This is a genomic window from Helicobacter himalayensis (assembly GCF_001602095.1).
In the GTDB taxonomy this organism is placed as follows: Bacteria; Campylobacterota; Campylobacteria; order Campylobacterales; family Helicobacteraceae; genus Helicobacter_F; species Helicobacter_F himalayensis.
Genome location: NZ_CP014991.1, coordinates 176,540 through 194,308 on the forward strand (window position 1 = coordinate 176,540; position 17,769 = coordinate 194,308).

General features: G+C 39.7%; 19 protein-coding genes and 1 pseudogene. 15 read left to right on the plus strand and 5 right to left on the minus strand.

What is annotated here, in order from left to right; genetic code table 11:
* Nucleotides 1–16 precede the first annotated feature (16 nt).
* From A3217_RS00830 to A3217_RS00855, 6 genes are all read left to right on the plus strand, one after another.
* Nucleotides 17–982 (plus strand): hypothetical protein, encoded by a 966-nt coding sequence (locus A3217_RS00830; RefSeq protein ID WP_066386827.1) that lies wholly within the window; start codon nt 17–19, stop codon nt 980–982.
* Nucleotides 983–1,018: 36 nt separating this feature from the next.
* Nucleotides 1,019–1,219, plus strand: coding sequence for a sulfur carrier protein ThiS (gene thiS, locus A3217_RS00835; protein WP_066386829.1), 201 nt, complete (start codon nt 1,019–1,021; stop codon nt 1,217–1,219).
* Nucleotides 1,182–1,802 (plus strand): hypothetical protein, encoded by a 621-nt coding sequence (locus A3217_RS00840; protein WP_066386830.1) that lies wholly within the window; start codon nt 1,182–1,184, stop codon nt 1,800–1,802. Before thiS ends, A3217_RS00840 begins: the two co-directional genes overlap by 38 nt.
* Nucleotides 1,803–1,933: 131 nt before the next feature.
* Nucleotides 1,934–3,304, plus strand: coding sequence for a sodium-dependent transporter (locus A3217_RS00845; RefSeq protein WP_066386831.1), 1,371 nt, complete (start codon nt 1,934–1,936; stop codon nt 3,302–3,304).
* On the plus strand, nt 3,271–3,462 hold the full coding sequence (locus tag A3217_RS00850; protein WP_066386832.1) for a hypothetical protein: 192 nt from the start codon (nt 3,271–3,273) through the stop codon (nt 3,460–3,462). Before A3217_RS00845 ends, A3217_RS00850 begins: the two co-directional genes overlap by 34 nt.
* Nucleotides 3,459–4,094 (plus strand): TIGR02757 family protein, encoded by a 636-nt coding sequence (locus tag A3217_RS00855; RefSeq protein ID WP_066386835.1) that lies wholly within the window; start codon nt 3,459–3,461, stop codon nt 4,092–4,094. Before A3217_RS00850 ends, A3217_RS00855 begins: the two co-directional genes overlap by 4 nt.
* 89 nt (nt 4,095–4,183) lie before the next feature.
* Here A3217_RS00855 and A3217_RS00860 read toward each other — a convergent pair whose 3' ends face one another.
* Nucleotides 4,184–4,813, minus strand: a complete 630-nt coding sequence (locus tag A3217_RS00860) for a class II aldolase and adducin N-terminal domain-containing protein (protein WP_066386836.1) — start codon at nt 4,811–4,813, stop codon at nt 4,184–4,186.
* 253 nt (nt 4,814–5,066) lie between these two features.
* On the opposite strand from A3217_RS00860, the gene A3217_RS00865 reads away from it, so the two are divergent.
* Genes A3217_RS00865 through dnaK form a run of 3 tightly spaced genes read left to right on the plus strand, consistent with a single transcriptional unit; the run spans nt 5,067 to nt 8,344 of the window.
* The gene (locus A3217_RS00865; protein WP_066386838.1) at nt 5,067–5,855 is read left to right on the plus strand and encodes a hypothetical protein; all 789 of its coding nucleotides are present in this window, start codon (nt 5,067–5,069) and stop codon (nt 5,853–5,855) included.
* A gap of 24 nt (nt 5,856–5,879) precedes the next feature.
* Nucleotides 5,880–6,437: a nucleotide exchange factor GrpE gene (grpE, locus tag A3217_RS00870; RefSeq protein WP_066386839.1), complete on the plus strand. Its 558-nt coding sequence runs from the start codon at nt 5,880–5,882 to the stop codon at nt 6,435–6,437.
* A 29-nt stretch (nt 6,438–6,466) separates the two neighbouring features.
* Nucleotides 6,467–8,344, plus strand: coding sequence for a molecular chaperone DnaK (gene dnaK / locus A3217_RS00875; protein WP_066386840.1), 1,878 nt, complete (start codon nt 6,467–6,469; stop codon nt 8,342–8,344).
* Between the two features lie 22 nt (nt 8,345–8,366).
* Here dnaK and A3217_RS09535 read toward each other — a convergent pair whose 3' ends face one another.
* Entirely contained in the window at nt 8,367–8,492 is a 126-nt protein-coding gene (locus A3217_RS09535) for a hypothetical protein (RefSeq protein WP_257722275.1), read from the minus strand.
* 19 nt (nt 8,493–8,511) lie between these two features.
* Here A3217_RS09535 and A3217_RS00880 point away from each other — a divergent pair, with 19 nt between their 5' ends.
* Nucleotides 8,512–10,107: a YifB family Mg chelatase-like AAA ATPase gene (locus A3217_RS00880; RefSeq protein ID WP_066386844.1), complete on the plus strand. Its 1,596-nt coding sequence runs from the start codon at nt 8,512–8,514 to the stop codon at nt 10,105–10,107.
* Nucleotides 10,108–10,254: 147 nt separating this feature from the next.
* Here A3217_RS00880 and lptA read toward each other — a convergent pair whose 3' ends face one another.
* From lptA to A3217_RS00895, 3 genes and pseudogenes are all read right to left on the minus strand, one after another.
* Nucleotides 10,255–10,737: a lipopolysaccharide transport periplasmic protein LptA gene (gene lptA, locus A3217_RS00885; protein ID WP_066386845.1), complete on the minus strand. Its 483-nt coding sequence runs from the start codon at nt 10,735–10,737 to the stop codon at nt 10,255–10,257.
* A gap of 9 nt (nt 10,738–10,746) precedes the next feature.
* A complete protein-coding gene (locus A3217_RS00890) occupies nt 10,747–11,838 on the minus strand; it encodes a lytic transglycosylase domain-containing protein (RefSeq protein WP_066386846.1) in 1,092 nt (363 codons plus the stop codon).
* An 89-nt stretch (nt 11,839–11,927) separates the two neighbouring features.
* Nucleotides 11,928–12,686, minus strand: a pseudogene (locus A3217_RS00895) (TatD family hydrolase); the annotation flags it as partial.
* 62 nt (nt 12,687–12,748) lie between these two features.
* On the opposite strand from A3217_RS00895, the gene ribE reads away from it, so the two are divergent.
* The 5 genes from ribE to A3217_RS00920 all read left to right on the plus strand — a co-directional run bounded on the left by ribE (nt 12,749) and on the right by A3217_RS00920 (nt 17,695).
* Nucleotides 12,749–13,444 (plus strand): riboflavin synthase, encoded by a 696-nt coding sequence (gene ribE / locus A3217_RS00900; protein ID WP_231860250.1) that lies wholly within the window; start codon nt 12,749–12,751, stop codon nt 13,442–13,444.
* 33 nt (nt 13,445–13,477) lie between these two features.
* Nucleotides 13,478–13,774 (plus strand): EscU/YscU/HrcU family type III secretion system export apparatus switch protein, encoded by a 297-nt coding sequence (locus A3217_RS00905; protein ID WP_066386854.1) that lies wholly within the window; start codon nt 13,478–13,480, stop codon nt 13,772–13,774.
* A gap of 15 nt (nt 13,775–13,789) precedes the next feature.
* Complete coding sequence (locus A3217_RS00910) at nt 13,790–14,431, plus strand: ABC transporter ATP-binding protein (RefSeq protein WP_066386856.1); 642 nt, start codon at nt 13,790–13,792, stop codon at nt 14,429–14,431.
* Nucleotides 14,432–14,603: 172 nt separating this feature from the next.
* Complete coding sequence (locus tag A3217_RS00915; RefSeq protein ID WP_066386862.1) at nt 14,604–15,179, plus strand: cytochrome c3 family protein; 576 nt, start codon at nt 14,604–14,606, stop codon at nt 15,177–15,179.
* A complete protein-coding gene (locus tag A3217_RS00920) occupies nt 15,176–17,695 on the plus strand; it encodes a molybdopterin guanine dinucleotide-containing S/N-oxide reductase (protein WP_066386864.1) in 2,520 nt (839 codons plus the stop codon). Before A3217_RS00915 ends, A3217_RS00920 begins: the two co-directional genes overlap by 4 nt.
* Nucleotides 17,696–17,769 lie beyond the last annotated feature (74 nt).

The window sequence follows — 17,769 nt, forward strand, 5'->3', positions numbered from 1 at the left end:
TGAAAAAGGAGTGCGTATGCAAGCAAAGCCAGAGGGACAAGAGGAAAGGAAAGAAGGGAGAGATGAGCTAAAGCAGTTTATCATCATAGTGTTGCGCTATAAGGTAACAATTGGCGTGTGCTTGTTGCTTGGATTGCTAGGGTCGATTTTGTATTTGTATGTGCTTGTGAAGCCAGCTTATCAAGTGAATGCGCTTATTGATCCGGGTTATATTACAGATATTGATGGGAAACGCGTGCGTTTTAATAGTGTCGAGGAACTCGTGCAAGAAATCAAAGATGTATTTATTGAATCTAAGAAAATTGTTGATAAAGACGCGGAGAAACCTCGAGTTGCAGTGTCAGTGGTTGAGTTGATTGCAGATAGCTCAGGGAGGGGCAAATTGCCTTATTTGAAAATCCAAGCGCAGGGCAAAGAGTATGAAGACGCGCAAAAAATTGCTGATGATGTGTTAAGCTATGTGCAAGAAAAAAATAAACTTATTCTGCAACGACATATAAAAAAGATTCAAGATTCAGTCAGTGTCATTGATTCGCGTGTAAAGAGTATAAAAGAAGCGCAGATTCCTTATATTGACTCTAAAATTTTGCAGACAGATTCCGATATAAAGGAATTCAAAAAGGAATTCAAAAAGGAATCTGCATCTCTTAGCCAAACACAAACCCTTACTACTTATTTAAACCAACTTCAATCTTCACTTGATGCCTTGCAAAACCAAAAAACACAACTTGAGAATGAAACATTATTGACATTGGAACAAGATAAATTGCGTTATGAAGCGATGCTAAGTGAAGGTGCGGTGCAAGATGCGTTTTTTATCCCAAAAGCAAATGTGGATACAAAGCCCACTATCAAAGCGCGCAAATGGCTTGTGCTTTTGCTAGGGCTTTTCTCTGGTTGTGTGGTAGCAGGTGTGGTTGTGTTTTCTCGTGAGATGATTTCACAGATTAAAAAAGAGGGTTTGGATAAAGAGCTAGCGTGAAAATCTCGCTAGATTCTCACGCAAAAAGGGACAACTATGGCACATATCACTCTTAATGGAGAATCTTATGAATGCAACGCAAGCACGATTGAAGAGCTTGTTGTTGAGGTGGGAGCAAGCACTAAGGCAATCGCTTTGGCGCAAAATATGCAGGTAGTGCATACAAAAAATTGGGCACAAACACCAATCAAAGAAAATGATGAAATTGAGATTTTGCAATTTGTCGGCGGAGGGTGAAAAAGAGAAGCGAAAATGGGATAAAAATTTCCCCCCCCGCCTGTTTTTCCTATTTTGTCCGCTTAGATTCTTTCTACAAATATTCTTAATTTTTAGCTTTCTTGGCACTTTGCATGGTTATGAGTTTTTCCGCGTAGGTTATAGCTTTGGGAATCTTAGCTTGCAAAAGGGCGAGATTCCTAGCAAAAATATTTCCGGCATTTTGTTTGGCATAGAAAAAGCGCGCGTTTTTGATAATCTCTTGTTTGGAGGCTATTTAGAAGGCAATGTCTCTCCGCTAGATTCTGTCATTGATGGCGGATATTACAGCTTAGGGTTTGGTGCAAAAGTTGGCTATAAGCTTAATGATTTGCTTGCTTACACAAAGCTTGGAGCGGAATATATGAGTCTTAATCACACATCGCGCAATATCGAGCAAAAAAATATCGGTGGCGTTGCGCTGGAGATTGGGGGATTTTATCACATTATTGAAGGCTTTGGTTTGGGGTTAGGCATTAAAACTTCTGTGCCTAGCTTTTATGCAGGTGGTGCAAAAGTTGGGCTTGTGGGGATTATGTGCTATTTTGGCTATGCGGAATTTTAAAGCTTCGCGCAAAAAAGCGTAGAATCTACCCTTAAGACACAATATACTTCATAAACAAGTAAGAAAATATCCCTTTATGCTACAATCATTTACTTTACACAAAACAGCATGCAAACACGCAAGGAGGGGAAATGTATTTTTCAAAAATCGGCTTTATCTTAGTCGCACTTGGGAGTTCGATAGGCTTAGGACATATTTGGAAATTTCCCTACACAGCCGGACTTAATGGCGGTGGCGCGTTTGTGGTGTTGTATGTCTTGCTAGCTTTTGGCGTTGGCGTGGCATTGCTTCTTACTGAAATGATTCTTGGGCAAGCTTCGCGCAAAAATGCACTTGAGTGCTACCCCACGCTTTATGCGCGTAGTTCAGGCACGCCCCCTAATAAAAAATTCCGCCTTTTTGGCTTTAGCGTAGTGGTTGGACCTTTGATATTGTCATTTTACGCGGTGATTTTAGGCTGGATTGTGTGCTATTTGATGTTGGCATTTATGGGGTATCCCAGCAGTGTGGAGGAGGCAAAAGGGCTTTTTTCAGATTTGAGCGAACATTCTTTTTGGTATCAATCTTTTGGTTTTAGTGCGATTTTATTTTTTAGCTCTTTTATCGTTGCATCGGGCATAAAAGAGGGGATTGAGCGTTTTAATATCATCTTTATGCCATTGCTTTTTGTGATTTTTATTGGGCTGCTTATTTATGCGATGAATATGAGTAGCTTTGGGAAAAGTGTGGATTTTATGTTTAAATTTGATTTTAGTAAAATCACTTCACGCGTGGTGATTGAGGCACTAGGACAGGTGTTTTTCTCGCTTTCTTTGGGCGTTGGGACGATTCTCACTTACGCGCGCTATGCACCACAATCACAGAATCTCCTTAAAAGCTCGCTGTGGATTGTGCTAAGTGGGATTATTATTTCACTTATTGCGGGACTAATGATTTTTACTTTTTTGTATGAGTTTGGGCAAGAGCCAAAAGGCGGTTCGGAATTACTCTTTGAGGCGCTTCCGCTTGCGTTTGGCAAGATGAATGCTACCATTCATCATAGCGGCGAGGTTGTGGGATTTCTCTTTTTTCTTGCGGTGATTTTTGCGGGCATTACCTCGGCGGTGTCGATTTTAGAGCCAGCGGTTGCGACGTTTAAGGATAGATTCAACATTTCGCAGGCTAAAAGTGTGTGGATTATCACTCTTGGGATATGGATTTTGGGCGAGATTATTATTGTGAGTTTTTTAAGCGCGTTTGCACCGAGCTTTAGGCTGTTTAATCATAGTTTGTTTGAGAATATCGCCTTTGTGAGTTCGGATTTCCTTATGCCTTTGGGTGGGCTTTTGGCGGTGATTTTTGTAGGTTATAGGCTTAAAACAAAGTTTTTGCAAGAAATCACAGGAAGTTTTTTGGGAAAATGGCAGTTTAGAGTGTGGATTTTCTTGGTGCGTTTTGTTGCACCAATCGCGATTGTAGGGATTTTGGTTTGGGAAGTTTCGAGCGTTTTAAAGATTTTTTAGATTCTCAATACGCGTTTTTTAGTGAGGAATTGCAAACCGACAAGCAGTTGCCAGACCCGCTCCTTGTCGTGCGTCAATACGCAGAAAATAGGCATTTTTCCGAGATTGCACTTTTTTGTGCGTTGCTTTCTTATGGGGGAATGCGCGTGCGATTGTGAGCTTTCTTTCACGCGTTGATTTTACGCTTTTTAGCACGCAGGATTTTGCTGTGTCAAATCCTTCTTTGTATTACCGCTTTCAGAGCGCAGAGGATATTGCGCATTTGCTAGAGATTTTCAGAATCTTAAGCGCGCAAGGTGGGGTGAAAGAAATTTTTTTGTATGGTTATAAACACATTACACACACGCCTTTTAGAATCCTAAATGCGATTTATTATACAATCGCGCACCTTTGGGAAATTGCACGCGTGCTTAAGATTAAAAGCTCGCAAGGCTTGAGCTTTGCGCTAGGGAATGCAGAAAATCTTGTGCCTTTTAATCCGCGTGGGCGCAGTGCATTGAAGCGGTGGAATATGTTTGCGCGCTGGATGGTGCGAAAAGATGGTGTAGATTTTGGGCTGTGGAGTGAAATTGTGCCAAGTGAGTTACTTATCCCGCTTGATACACATACTTTTAACACAGCACGGAAACTCGGGCTTTTAACGCGCAAAAGTGCGGATTTGCAAGCTGTGATTGAATTAAGTCAAAATCTTAAAACCCTCTGCCCTAAAGATCCTATGCGCTATGACTTTGCACTTTATCGGATAGGACAACAACGCGTGGAAACGCGTGGAATTAGATTCCATCCTTAAAATATGTCACTTACCAAGCGCAAAACCCTTGTAAGTTCCGCTTCGTGTGTATATTGAGTATTTTTTGCTTGTTTAGAATCTTAAAGATTCTAAATCTCAAAACGTGTGGAATCCTCGAGGTTTAAATCTAGTTTTTGGCTCAAAACTAGAATCTTGCAACTTAGCTCAATAAGTGCCAAAGTTTTTGCAATCTGTGCCAAAGTGCGCCCAAAGGTAAAAATCCCATAACCTCGTATGATGACAAACTCGCGCGCGCTTTGCTTCAAATAACGCACAATATCCGTGTCCGCGCGCTCATACCAGCTCTCAAAATCTTTTGTATCAAAAATGCTAATGCGCTCGCCCAAAATCTCGTACCCGAAATAATCCTTTGGCTCTAAAAATGTATTTTTAAGCGCGTATGCCATACAAAAAGGTGGCGTGGCTTGGATAATAAACTTCGCCTCGCTGAAATGAGCATAAATATCTGCGTGGATATGCGCATCGATGCTCGCGTCATTCCAGCGATAGTCTTGAATCTTGTCAAGCAAAATGAGATTTTCCTCACAAATGCGGTCAAAAATCGCCTCACTTTTATTAATCACAAAGCGATCTTGGGAGATTCTTGCACTTATAGAGCCGTGAAAGATTCCAAAAAAATCCTTGCGAAATAATGAAAGGCAAACCTTTGAAAGCTCGTCAATCAGCTCGTTACTAACTTCTCTTATATGGATACTCATAGGCGTGATTGTAACGATTTTTGGTTTAAGTTGGCTTAAAGTGTCGGTTTTAGCGTGGATTTTTAAATGTGAGTTTGCTTAAATTATAAGAAACTCTGATATATTTTCTAAATATATAAACTTAAAAAACTTTATATAACTAAACTAAACTTTAGCAATTTTTAGCAATTCATTTACTAATTTGCTAAAAATTTAGTTATAATGCGACGAAATTTTTACATAATAACTTAAAATTATTTTAAAGGAGGGAACGATGAGCAAACGCAAAGACATTTTGCTAGAACAAGTCATTATGCAGTATTTGCACTCAAAAGAACCGATAGGTTCAGAATCCCTCAAGGCTTTTTTTGGTAATTCTTTTTCATCAGCTACGATTCGCAACCACTTCAAAGCGCTTTCCCTTGAGGGCTGGCTTTTCCAACCTCATGTGAGTAGCGGGCGGATTCCGACAAGTGCCGCGCTTAAAAATCATTGGCTTAAGAAAATCAATCCAAAAATCACACTAAACACAAGCTTGCGCGCACTAAAAACGAGTAGTTATAAGCATAAAATTTGCTGTATTCTTTCTATTGAATCTAGCAATAAATTAGAGCGCATTATTAATATAGAGGATAGTTTTTTGGTGCTACTTTTTGAAAAAAGTCAAATTGTAGTTGCCTACAACGCGTCTTTAGAGCGATTTTTACAGGAATTAAAGAATCTTGATATTACAGATATTAAAAAAATTGCCCATCAAGTGCGCGCAAGCGAGCTTTTGGCACTTTTAGAAAACGTGCATAAAGCAAATATTTCGCGTTTTTGCATTAGCGCGCTGAAGGAAATGCTTAGTCAATCTCAAAACGAGGAGGTATTTTTAGATATTGTCAATGGTTTTATTTTTCATAAACTTGAAAATGGAATCTATTTTGAAAAAAGCTTGCCAAAAGACTATCTTGGCGTTATGCAAGAGGTGTGTTTGAATGAAAATCTTAGCGGGCGCATATTTTGCATAGGGCGCATAGATAGTGATTATACGAGATTTTACAGCGAGTTGGCGAGTTAAATTTATTTTATAAGGAGGTAAGAGATGGAAAATGAGAATCACGACACCCAAAATTCTAATGAAAATACAAATGAGGTATTAAATGATGAGATATTAAGCGAGGCGGATTCTGAACAAAGCGTGGAAGAATCGCAAGATTTTGAAGCAAAATATGCAGAGCTAAAAGATCAATATGCGCGGGCTTATGCGGATTTTGAAAACACCAAAAAACGTTTAGAGCGCGAAAAGTATCAAAGTTTGGAGTATGCAAATGAGCGTTTTGGGTTAGATTTGCTTCCTGTGCTTGATACTTTGCAAAAAGCTTTAGAATCTGCCAAAAACGCACAGGCAGATTCTACGCAAAATGCAATCGCAGAGGGCTTAGAACTCACGCTTGAGACTTTTTATAAGGCTTTGGCAAAGCACGGGATTGAGCTTATCGCAACTGATGGTGAGTTTGACCCAAATTTGCACGAATGCCTTATGCAAGTCAAAGACGAGGCAAAGCAAAATGGCGCAATCGCGCAGGTTTTGCAAAATGGCTACACTTACAAGCAGCGACTTTTACGCCCTGCGATGGTAAGTATTGTAAAAAACGACTAATTTAATCTTAAATACGAAAGGATACAACAATGGCAAAAGTAATAGGTATAGACTTAGGGACTACAAACTCTGCAATGAGTGTATATGAGGGCAATGAAGCAAAGGTAATCGCAAATAAAGAGGGCAAAAACACAACACCTTCAATCGTGGCTTTTACTGACAAAGGCGAGGTGCTAGTGGGCGAGCCTGCAAAAAGACAGGCTGTTACTAATCCAAAGAAAACGATTTATTCTATTAAGCGCATTATGGGGCTTATGTTTAACGAAGACAAGGCAAAAGAGGCTGAAAAACGTCTTCCTTATAAAATCATCGATAGAAATGGCGCGTGTGCGGTAGAAATAGATGACAAAATCTACACGCCACAAGAAATTTCTGCGAAGATTCTTATGAAGCTCAAAGAAGATGCAGAAAGCTATCTAGGTGAAAGCGTAACAGAGGCGGTAATCACAGTTCCTGCGTATTTTAATGATTCTCAACGCAAAGCAACAAAAGAAGCTGGCACAATCGCAGGGCTTAATGTGCTAAGAATTATCAATGAGCCAACTTCTGCGGCACTTGCCTATGGGTTAGATAAAAAAGAATCTGAAAAAATTATGGTGTATGACTTGGGCGGGGGGACATTTGATGTTACCGTGCTAGAGACTGGCGATAATGTCGTGGAAGTGCTAGCTACCGGCGGGGACGCATTCCTTGGAGGCGATGATTTTGACAATCGCATTATTGATTGGGCGGCAAAAGAATTTAAAGATGAAAGTGGTATTGACATTAAAGGCGATGTGATGGCGTTGCAACGTTTAAAAGATGCGGCGGAAAATGCGAAAAAAGAGCTTTCATCTGCGCAAGAAACTGAAATCAACCTGCCATTTATCACCGCAGATGCAAGCGGTCCAAAACACTTGGTAAAAAAGCTTACACGTGCGAAGTTTGAAAGCCTTATCGATGACTTAATCGAAGAGACAATTAAAAAGATAGATTTTGTGATAAAGGATGCTGGACTTGGCAAAGGCGATATTAGCGAAGTTGTGATGGTGGGCGGTTCTACGAGGATTCCAAAAGTGCAGGAGCGCGTGAAAGAATTTATCGGCAAAGATTTAAATAAGTCTGTGAATCCTGATGAGGTCGTGGCTGTGGGTGCAGCAATACAAGGTGGTGTGCTCAAAGGCGATGTGAAAGACGTGCTTTTGCTTGATGTCACGCCTCTAAGTTTAGGTATTGAGACTGCAGGGGGGATTTGCACTAAAATTGTTGAGCGTGGTGTAACAATCCCAACCAAAAAAGCACAGGTTTTCTCCACCTATGAAGATAATCAGCCGGCGGTAAGTATCAATGTCTTGCAAGGCGAGCGCGAACTTGCAAGAGACAATAAATCACTTGGTAGATTTGACCTTACAGGTATCCCTGCTGCGCCTCGCGGTGTGCCACAAATCGAGGTTACTTTTGACATTGACGCCAATGGAATCCTAACCGTGAGCGCAAAAGATAAAACCACAGGCAAAAGCCAAGAAATCCAAATCAGTGGTTCAAGCGGGCTTTCAGATTCTGAAATCGAAAAAATGGTAAAGGACGCGGAGCTCCACAAAGAAGAGGACGCGAAGAAAAAAGAGCTTATCGAGCTTAGGAATCAAGCAGATAGCCTAGTATATCAGACAAGAAAGAGCCTAGATGAAAACAAGGATAAGCTAGATTCTGCCGTTGTTAGCGAGATTGAAACTGCGCTTAATGATTTAGAATCCAGCCTAAAAAATGAAAATGTTTCAAAAGAAGAATTGGAGGCAAAAATAAAAACTCTAGGTGAAAAAAGCCAAGCACTCGCTCAAGCAATGCAAGCAAACGCACAAAATGCTAGCAACACACAAAGTGCAAAAAAAGGCAAAGATGATGATGTAATCGATGCAGAGGTGGAGTAATCCCCCTGCGCGGTTATGAAAATTAGCTTTTGTGCTTAAAATGCGTAGTTTTGGTGCAAGATTCTGTAATTTTTAACATTTTATTTTTTCTCATAGGCTTTTGAAATTCCAAGCGCTCATAATGCGTTTTTATGTCTTTGAGTTTCATTTTTAATTAAAGGCTATAAATGACAAATAAAATTTACTGCGCTGGGCTTGTGGGCACGGATACGCGTATTATTGAGATAGAATCTGCCTTTACAAGAGGTTTGCCAAATTTCCACATAACAGGGCTTGCCACAAGTTCTATCCAAGAATCTAAACAACGTGTGCAATCTGCCCTTGCAAATTCTAACTTCACCCTGCCACCGCTTAAAATCACCATTAATCTCTCGCCTTCAGATATTCCAAAAAGCGGTAGTTATTTTGACTTACCAATCGCGCTTGTATTGCAGGCAAACGCTCAACCAACGCTCCAGCAAGAAGCACAAGATTCAAAAAAGTGGTTTGCTTTTGGCGAGTTGGGACTTGATGGAAGCATAAAATATACACAAAGTATGTATCCACTGCTTTTTGACCTTGCCTTGCTCGCACCTTCTTCGCATATCATCGTGCCTGAAAGCGCCAAAGATATGCTTGAAGTTATCCCGCATTTGCATTTTCACTTTGCCTCCACACTTACCCACGCGCTTGATATTTTGACCACACCACTTCCTAGCACTTCGCAAGATTCTTTTTTAGATTCTCAAACTTTTAAGGAAAATCAAAATACAAAAGAAAAGCATTGTATGCAAAAATTGGGCTTTTCTTGCCTTGAAGTAGGGGAGGAGCTGTATTATTATTTGCGTGATTTTGAGCTTGATTTTAGCGAGGTGCGTAATCAAGAAGTCGCCAAGCGAGCAGCATTGATTGCAGCGGCTGGATTTCACAATATTATTTTTGAAGGGAGTCCGGGCTGTGGAAAAAGTATGATAGCAAAGCGTATGCGCGCGATTTTGCCCCCAATGAGTTTGAAAGAAATGATGCAAACACTCAAACTTCAATCCCTTGATTCTCATAATCCCACTTATTCGCCTCTGCGCCCTTTTAGGAATCCCCACCAAAGTGCATCAAAAGCAAGTGTTCTAGGCTCTGCGACACAATATGAGCCAAAGCCCGGGGAAATCGCACTCGCGCACAATGGAATCTTATTTTTTGATGAGTTGCCACATTTTAAACGCGATATTTTAGAATCCTTGCGCGAGCCACTGGAAAACAATAAAATGACAATTTCGCGCGTGCATTCAAAGCTGGAATATGACACTTCTTTTCAATTTATCGGCGCGCAGAATCCCTGTCCTTGTGGGAATCTGCTAAGTACGACGAAAGAGTGTCGCTGCCAAGATAAAGAAATAGCTGCGTATAAAAACCGCCTAAGCGAGCCATTTTTAGACAGAATAGATTTATTTGTGCAGATGAATGAGAGCGAGGAAGGTATGACAGCCACGCAAGGGCTGGATTCCCAAAGTATGCAAAAAAGTGTTTTTGAGGCTTTTATTTTTGCAAGGCAAACGCGCGGACAGAAAGTTTTTAATGCAAAATTGAGCGAAAAAGAAATTGAGGAATTTTGCATCCTTAACGCAGATGCGCAAACTCTGCTTTCACAAGCAAGTGAGCGATTTAATCTTTCAATGCGCTCGCTAAATAAAATAAAAAAAATCGCGCGCACCATTGCGGACTTAGCCAAAAGCCCACAAATCCACAAAGAGCATATTTTAGAAGCACTTTCATTCCGCAGAATCTAAGAATAAGAAAGCAAAGACTTGTGCGCGCAAAAGCGATATAAAAATAGATTATCACGCTTTTATACGCTTGCAACATTCCATAAAGATTTTAAATTCACAAAAGCGCGTTGAAAATCTTACAGGCTTGATAGCCAAAAAAAAGTAATATTATTTTTTCTCGTTATCATCATTGAGCTCAAAAATAAGTGTGGTTGGCTTGTCTTTCGCACCTTCAGAGTAGGCTTGCCCTTTTTTGTTATTAAGCGTGATAAATTCGCCTGTTATGGTATTTGGGCTGCCAATTTCTTGAATCTTAGCATTTTCATAGAGGCGATATTCATCGTTTATCGTGTCATAGATGACTTTTTGTGCGCTACCATTGATTTTCCTGCCATCTTGTGTTTCGACATAAAACTTCACTTTGCCTGTGGCGGTGTATTCTAGCGGTTTGCGATTTTTGTCAGTGGAGACAATCACCACATCTGCCCAAAGTTTATCAGCACCCTTTTTGATAAAAACTTCGCCCTTAAGCTCCGTGCGCCCAGCCCTATCATCGCTACTAAAAGTCTTTGCCTGCACTTCAAGCTTATCCGCGCCAAACGTGCACAAAGCGCAGATTCCAAATATTACCAAATATCTTATTTTGCTCATTTTGCGCTCCTAGGTTTTAAGGATAGGGATTACGAGTTTTTGGTTGATTGAAAGAAATGAGTTTTTTAGCCCATTGACACGTTTGAGCTCATTAATCGTTGTTTTGTATTGACGCGATATGGAAGTGAGCGTCTCACCCTTTTGCACCTTGTGAAGGATAAAAGCGGAATTTGGCTTGTAATTTGTGTCAAAATTTTGCCTAAAAAGCGAAAGCTTTTCATAAGGAATATAAACATTATATTCCTTATCCGCAGGTCCGGGCGGGAGGAAAGCATATTTAAAGTGCATATTATATTTTCTTAGCTCATTCAGACTTAGCCCAATGCTACTTGCCACAAGTCCCAAAGGCAGCCCGCTTTTAAGCTTCAAGGTCGCTAGCGTATCAGTCGCACCGCGATTAAGCAAATATTCTAAATTGTTATTTTTCAAAAAATCCGCATCGTTAAATACAAGGCTCATCGCCACAATCTTGCGGATATAATTACGTGTCTCCGGCGGAAGATATTGCTTTTCTTCATCTAAAAGCGTGTTTAGGTTTGTATCACCATCTGCTTGCTCTATGGCTTTTAGCAAACGCCCATAACCGCAATTATACGCCATCACCGCGAGATACCATTGCTGCCCCATCTGTTCGTATAAAAATTTCAAATACTCTAACGCCGCGCGCGTAGATTTTATTAAATCTTTGCGCTCATCAATGTAGTCGTTTATTTCAAGTCCAAGAGATTTTGCAGTGTTTGGCATAAACTGCCAAATCCCACTTGCGCGCTTTGAGCTTTGTGCGTTTATGATAAATTCAGATTCCACCATCGCCACAAATAAAAATTCCTGTGGCAAGCCCTCTTTGGCTATCATATTTCGGATAATGGGGATAAAGGTATAGCTATTTTCAAAACGTTTCAAAAAATACTGCGCGCTAGATTCAATTGCAACGCGTTGTTCATCTTGTTCGCCTAAAAAATCAAGCTCTAAATCAAAAGATTGCAAAATCTTTGGCGCCATAACATCAGAGCTTGCCACAAAGGAATAATATTCGCTCGCATATGTGTTTGTAAAAAATATACTAGTAAGCAAGGCAAAGAATCTGTAAAGTTTTTTCATAGCGCATTTGCCAAATTTGGGGTGGATTCTCTAAATGTTTTAGAATCTTGTGTGCAATTTTGAGAATCCGCAAGCGGTTGCAATTTCCCAAAAAGCGCGTAGGTATTTTGCAAAACTTGAGCTTGCAAAGAATCTAGAGGCATTTGAAGGATTTCAGAGACTTTTTGCGCGATTAAAGGAATGTAAGAAGGCTCATTGCGCGTGCCACGGAATGGGTGAGGCGTGAGATAAGGCGCATCAGTTTCAAAGAGGATTCTATTTTTTGGGATAAGTGGAAGCACCTCAATAAGCCTGCGTGCGTTTTTAAAAGTGCTAACTCCGCCAATGCCATAGTAAAAATTTTCACTTAAATTTAGCAAAATTCTATCCGCATTAAAGCAGTGCAAAACACCCCTCAAACCTTTCTCTACATAAGGTTTGAGAATCTCAAATGCATCATTTGTTGCTTCCCTAATATGCACGATTAAGGGGAGTTTTAGTTCCATTGCTAGTTCAATTTGCGCGATAAAAGCCTCTTTTTGGCACGTTTTAAAAGCTGGAATTTCCTCGCTATTTTCAGGCAAGCGGTAATAATCAAGCCCACATTCGCCAATCGCCACGCATTTTGGGTGCTGCGCGCTTAAACGCGACAATTCTTTATCAAAATATTCTAACTCATAGGGGTGCGCACCTGCGGCAAAATAGATATTTTCATACTTACTAACAATTTCTTGCGCGCGACAAAGAGTTCGCATATCAGCCGCTGGGATAATGATTTGCTTGATATTATTTTCGTACGCAGATTCTATAATCTTGTCTAAATCCTGCGCAAAATCGCTAGAATCTAGATGGCAGTGCGTGTCTATCATAAAGTTTTGCATAAAATTGCCTTTAGAAATCTATAAAAAGTTTTGTTAAAATTGTAGCATTAATGTATAAATTTGTTTTAAAAAAGGCTTGTTGGGTGTTTAGCGGGTTGGTGAGAGAGATTGGCAAGGTGGTAGGTTTGCGCGGGAATACTTTGCAAATAGAATGCGCGCATAAAGCGCAAGTTGGGGATTCTATCGCGGTAAATGGCACGTGTTTGACAGCCATAAGTGTGGATTCTAGGGGATTTAGCGCGGAGTTAAGTGATGAAAGCAAGCAATGCGTGGCGCTAGAAAATTTTAGCGCAGGAAACAAAGTGCATATTGAGCCGGCACTGCGCGCGGATTCTTGTCTTGATGGACATATCGTGCAGGGTCATATTGATGCGATTGGTAAAATCACGCATATTTCGCATAAAGGCGCGCAGAGCGAGTTTATCTTGCAGTTAGATTCTGTTCCTTTGCGCTATATCCTCCCCAAAGGCTCGGTATGTGTAGATGGCATAAGTCTCACAAGTGGTAAGAAAAGCGCGAGTGGCTTTGAGCTTGTTATTATCCCACACACGCTAAAAAACACGCTTTTTGGGGAATATAAAATTGGGCGCAGGGTGAATATCGAAACGGATATGTTTGTGCGTAATGCTTTTAGTGCGGTCGAGTATTTTTTGCAGACAAAAGATTTGACGCAGGGCGTAGATTCTGTAAATTTATCCAAAAATCTATCTTGGTCGCAAATTGATTTTATGCAGATGCGATTTTGAAACTACGCAAGAGAATCTAAGAGAATCCACAAAATGAAAGAATCTATAAAAAATATTTCAAAAGCTGCCGCACTCGCCTACAATGCGCAAGTAAAAACCCCACAAGCTCCAAGGGTTCTAGCAAGCGGGAAGGGTGAAATCGCACAGCAAATTATAAATAAGGCAAAGGAGTTTAACGTGCCACTTTTTAGCAATCAATTGCTTGTGGATTCTCTGCTTGCGCTACCTTTGGATTCTGAAATCCCACCAGAGCTTTATAAAAGCGTGGCACAGGTGCTTGTGTGGATTATGGATACTGAGCAAAAAGCGCAACTTAGCAAACAGACTTAAGCTAAAGGATTTTTTATGTTATTGCAAGCAAGGGCATTAACACACCGCTTCGAGCGTGTGTTGTATGAGGATTTGAATCTCACCTTAGCGCGCGGAGAATCTGTGGCGATTGTAGGTGTGAGTGGTAGTGGAAAAAGCACGATTTTAAACAACCTTTCAACTATGCTAAAGCCAAGTAGCGGGGAAGTTGATATTTTAGATTCTAAAGACATTTACTCTTTGAACCAAAATGTGCTTCTTAATTTGCGCCGTCATAAAATTGGCATTATTTTTCAAGCGCATTATCTTTTTCGCGGATTTAGTGTGAAAGAAAACCTACAAATTGCCACGATTTTAAGCAAACAAGAGCTTGATTTAGCGCTTTTAGAACGTTTTAATATCGCCCAAACGCTCAACCAAAATATAGGCGAGCTAAGTGGCGGACAGCAACAACGCTTATCAATTGCAAGAATCCTCACCAAAAAGCCACAAATTATTTTCGCTGATGAGCCTACGGGAAATCTGGATTCTCAAACAGCGCGCAATGTGATGGAGTGCGTGCTTGAATATGTGAGTTCCGCGCGTGCAGGGCTTATCATTGCCACGCACGATATGCAAATCGCGCAAATGTGCGATAGAATCTTGCAACTACACGAGGGCAAACTAACTACTATTTAAGGAGAAACTAAGCCCTAGATAATCAATCTAACAATGCGATATAGATTTAACAAAAATATTCCACTAAAAATTGATTTTAAATCAAAGCTTTATATATTTTTAAATATCTTGCAATGATATTCAATATTAGTATAGAATTACAAATTATTTCATAAAATAAGGAGGTTTTGGAATGAAAATTTTCATTGTTTGTTTATTTTTTGCAACAGGTTTATTTGCAAAAAATATAGGCTTTAGCGATGAGGTTTTATCGTTATTTTTGGGTAAAGATGATAGTAAAGTTGCAGGAAGATTGCTTCCTACAAATGCCTTTTCTGTCTTAGAGAGTGATGGAACAAGAGTAAAGATTAAAGTGGATGGATTTGTTAATCCAAAAGCACCTTATGTGCTGTACTTTAATGATAGCCAAAGAATCATTGTAGCAGCCTTTAGTAAAAACACTCAACTAGATTTTACGCAAAGAGTTGCTGGTAAAAATGGCAAATGGGATAAAGTTAGCATTGAGGTTTGGACAGACAAAAAAGAATTTGCAAAAAATAATAAAGAAATGCTTGCAAGGGCAAAGACATTGTATGCAGAAAATTGCGGAATCTGCCATACTGCACACAAAACACAAGAATTCACAGCAAATCAATGGCCAAGCACTTTTAGGTCTATGGTGGATAGAACGGGAATTGACAAAAAGGATAGATGGCTAGTCATTGAATATTTACAAAAAAATGCAAAAGACTTTAAGGAGACAAAATGAGTGTAGATAGAAGAAAGTTTTTAAAAATTGGTGCTGGACTTAGTGCATTGCCTTTAATGCCAAGTTTTGTGAGTGCAAAAAACCCACAAGCAACATCTATCAAACCCGGACTCGTTAAAAATGGTAAAGTTATCACAGCAACGCACTGGGGTATTTTAAATCTAAGTATCAAAGATGGTAAAGTTGTAAAATCTGAACCTTATGAAAAAATTACAAAAATGGATAATCCACTTCAGCACTATACAGCGGATATGATTTATAAATCAAGAGTTAAATATCCTTATGTAAGAAAAAGCTACTTAGAAAATCCGGATAATCCCAAAAGAGAACTTAGAGGCAAAGAGGAGTTTGTGCGTGTAAGCTACGAAGAAGCAATTAAATTAATCGCAAGAGAGCTTAAAAAGACACGTGATACAAAAGGGGCAAGCGCAATTTTTGGCGGAAGTTATGGTTGGAAATCAAGTGGAAATATGCAAAACTCTCGTATTTTGCTCCATAGATTCTTAAATGTTACAGGTGGTTTTGTTGGTGTTACAGGAGACTATTCTACAGGTGCTTCGCAAGTTATTATGCCTTATGTTGTTGGAAGCATTGAGGTTTATGAGCAACAAACTTCTTGGGAGAATATTTTAAGCGATTCTAAAGTTGTTGTAATTTGGGGAGCTAATCCGCTTGCTACATTAAGAATCTCTTGGACTGCCACAGAACAAGAGGGTTTAGCTTATTTTGAAAAACTAAAAGAGAGTAAAATTAAAGTCATCTGCATAGACCCTGTGCGCACAGAAACTTGTAAATTCCTTGATGCTGAGTGGGTTGCTCCTCGTCCAAATACAGATGTGGCTTTAATGCTTGGAATGGCACATCATCTTATTTCTGTCAATAAAGTGAATTATGAGTTCTTAGAAAACTACACAACAGGTTTCAATGAGTTTAAAGCATATTTAGATGGAAAAGAAGACGGAGTTGTAAAAAATGTAAAATGGGCAAGTGAGATTTGTGGTATTAAAGAAAGAAAAATCAAGCAACTCGCAGAGCTTTTTTATGATAATCCAACAATGCTAATGAGTGGTTGGGGAATGCAAAGGGCTCACCATGGAGAGCAACCCCACTGGATGCTAGTAACACTAGCTTCAATGTTAGGACAAATTGGAACAAAAGGTGGTGGTTTTGGACTAAGCTATCATTATAGTAATGGCGGTGTTCCTACTTGCAAAGGAGGCGTAATTGGAGGTATAACAGCAGGACCTGTTGGAATTTGGAAAAATGGCAAATTTCAAGGATTACCAAAAGATAATTCCACACAAAGCGGTGCTGAATGGCTTCAAAATGCAGCAACCTATTCTTTTCCATTAGCTAGAATTGCTGATGCCCTTTTAAATCCGGGCAAAAAAATTCAACACAATGGTCAAGAAATCACTTACCCTGATATTGACTTTATTTATTGGGTTGGAGGAAATCCTTTAGTGCATCATCAAGATACAAACACAAATGTTAAAGCTTGGAGAAAACCACGCACGGTGGTGGTTAATGAAATCTATTGGACACCAACAGCAAAAATGGCAGATATTGTTATGCCTGCGACAAGCTCTTATGAGAGAGATGATATTACAATGGTTGGGGACTACTCTAATATGTTTATTTCACCGATGAAACAGGCTGTTTTACCAGTGGGAGAGAGTCGCGATGATTATGAAATATTCTCTGATTTATGTAGAGTTTATGGCAAAAATGTGTATAACGCATTCACTGAAAATGGCAAAAAAGCTAAAGATTTTATTAAAGAATATTACAATAGCGCACTTACACAAACACAAGCCTATGGGGCAGAGTTTGCAACACCTATGCCAAGCTTTGAAGAATTTTGGGCGAAGAATGAGCCTATTAAATTTGCAGCAAATATTGAAAGTTTAGAGTGGGTTAGATTCAAAGATTTCATAGAAGACCCTATCTTAGAAGCTCTAGGAACAGAATCGGGACTGATTGAAATTTATTCTAAAACCATTGAGGCGTATAACTATGATGACTGCAAGGCGCATCCTACTTGGTTTGAGCCTGTTGAATGGCTAGGAAATGCGACAAAAGAAGCTCCATTCCACCTACTTACAAACCACCCAACAGATAGGTTGCACTCGCAAATGTGCCATACTAGCTTAAGAGAAACTTATGCTGTAAATGCTAGAGAGCCAATTTTAATCAACGCAAAAGATGCTAGAAAACTAGGCATTAAAAATGGCGATGTTGTGCGTGTGTTCAATAAAAGGGGAGAAGTTTTAGCAGGTGCAGTGGTTAGCAACGATATTATGCAAGGCGTAGTGAGGCTATGCGAAGGCGGATGGTATGACCCAAACGAAGAGGGAATGTGCAAATATGGTAGTGTAAATGTCCTAACTATTGATATTCCAACTTCTAAGCTAGCAAATGGAAATATTGCACATACAGGACTTGTTAATATTGAAAAATTCAAAGGTGAGCTTCCAAAGGTTACCGCTTTTTCTGCTCCAAAAGGTGCTGAGTAAGCCTTTTTCTCTCCTTTGGAGGGAAAGGTTACAAACAAAGCTTTAAGCAATCTTTCTTTAATATTTTCTTTCGT

Excerpts from the sequence above, each read along its gene's own strand:
- A3217_RS00860 (WP_066386836.1), bottom strand. The coding sequence starts at position 4,813 with ATGAGTATCCATATAAGAGAAGTTAGTAACGAGCTGATTGACGAGCTT.
- A3217_RS09535 (WP_257722275.1), bottom strand. The coding sequence starts at position 8,492 with ATGAAACTCAAAGACATAAAAACGCATTATGAGCGCTTGGAATTTCAA.
- A3217_RS00830 (WP_066386827.1), top strand. The coding sequence starts at position 17 with ATGCAAGCAAAGCCAGAGGGACAAGAGGAAAGGAAAGAAGGGAGAGAT.
- thiS (WP_066386829.1), top strand. The coding sequence starts at position 1,019 with ATGGCACATATCACTCTTAATGGAGAATCTTATGAATGCAACGCAAGC.
- A3217_RS00840 (WP_066386830.1), top strand. The coding sequence starts at position 1,182 with ATGAAATTGAGATTTTGCAATTTGTCGGCGGAGGGTGAAAAAGAGAAG.
- dnaK (WP_066386840.1), top strand. The coding sequence starts at position 6,467 with ATGGCAAAAGTAATAGGTATAGACTTAGGGACTACAAACTCTGCAATG.
- lptA (WP_066386845.1), bottom strand. The coding sequence starts at position 10,737 with ATGAGCAAAATAAGATATTTGGTAATATTTGGAATCTGCGCTTTGTGC.
- A3217_RS00905 (WP_066386854.1), top strand. The coding sequence starts at position 13,478 with ATGAAAGAATCTATAAAAAATATTTCAAAAGCTGCCGCACTCGCCTAC.
- A3217_RS00865 (WP_066386838.1), top strand. The coding sequence starts at position 5,067 with ATGAGCAAACGCAAAGACATTTTGCTAGAACAAGTCATTATGCAGTAT.
- A3217_RS00890 (WP_066386846.1), bottom strand. The coding sequence starts at position 11,838 with ATGAAAAAACTTTACAGATTCTTTGCCTTGCTTACTAGTATATTTTTT.
- ribE (WP_231860250.1), top strand. The coding sequence starts at position 12,749 with ATGTATAAATTTGTTTTAAAAAAGGCTTGTTGGGTGTTTAGCGGGTTG.
- A3217_RS00920 (WP_066386864.1), top strand. The coding sequence starts at position 15,176 with ATGAGTGTAGATAGAAGAAAGTTTTTAAAAATTGGTGCTGGACTTAGT.
- A3217_RS00845 (WP_066386831.1), top strand. The coding sequence starts at position 1,934 with ATGTATTTTTCAAAAATCGGCTTTATCTTAGTCGCACTTGGGAGTTCG.
- A3217_RS00915 (WP_066386862.1), top strand. The coding sequence starts at position 14,604 with ATGAAAATTTTCATTGTTTGTTTATTTTTTGCAACAGGTTTATTTGCA.
- A3217_RS00910 (WP_066386856.1), top strand. The coding sequence starts at position 13,790 with ATGTTATTGCAAGCAAGGGCATTAACACACCGCTTCGAGCGTGTGTTG.
- grpE (WP_066386839.1), top strand. The coding sequence starts at position 5,880 with ATGGAAAATGAGAATCACGACACCCAAAATTCTAATGAAAATACAAAT.
- A3217_RS00880 (WP_066386844.1), top strand. The coding sequence starts at position 8,512 with ATGACAAATAAAATTTACTGCGCTGGGCTTGTGGGCACGGATACGCGT.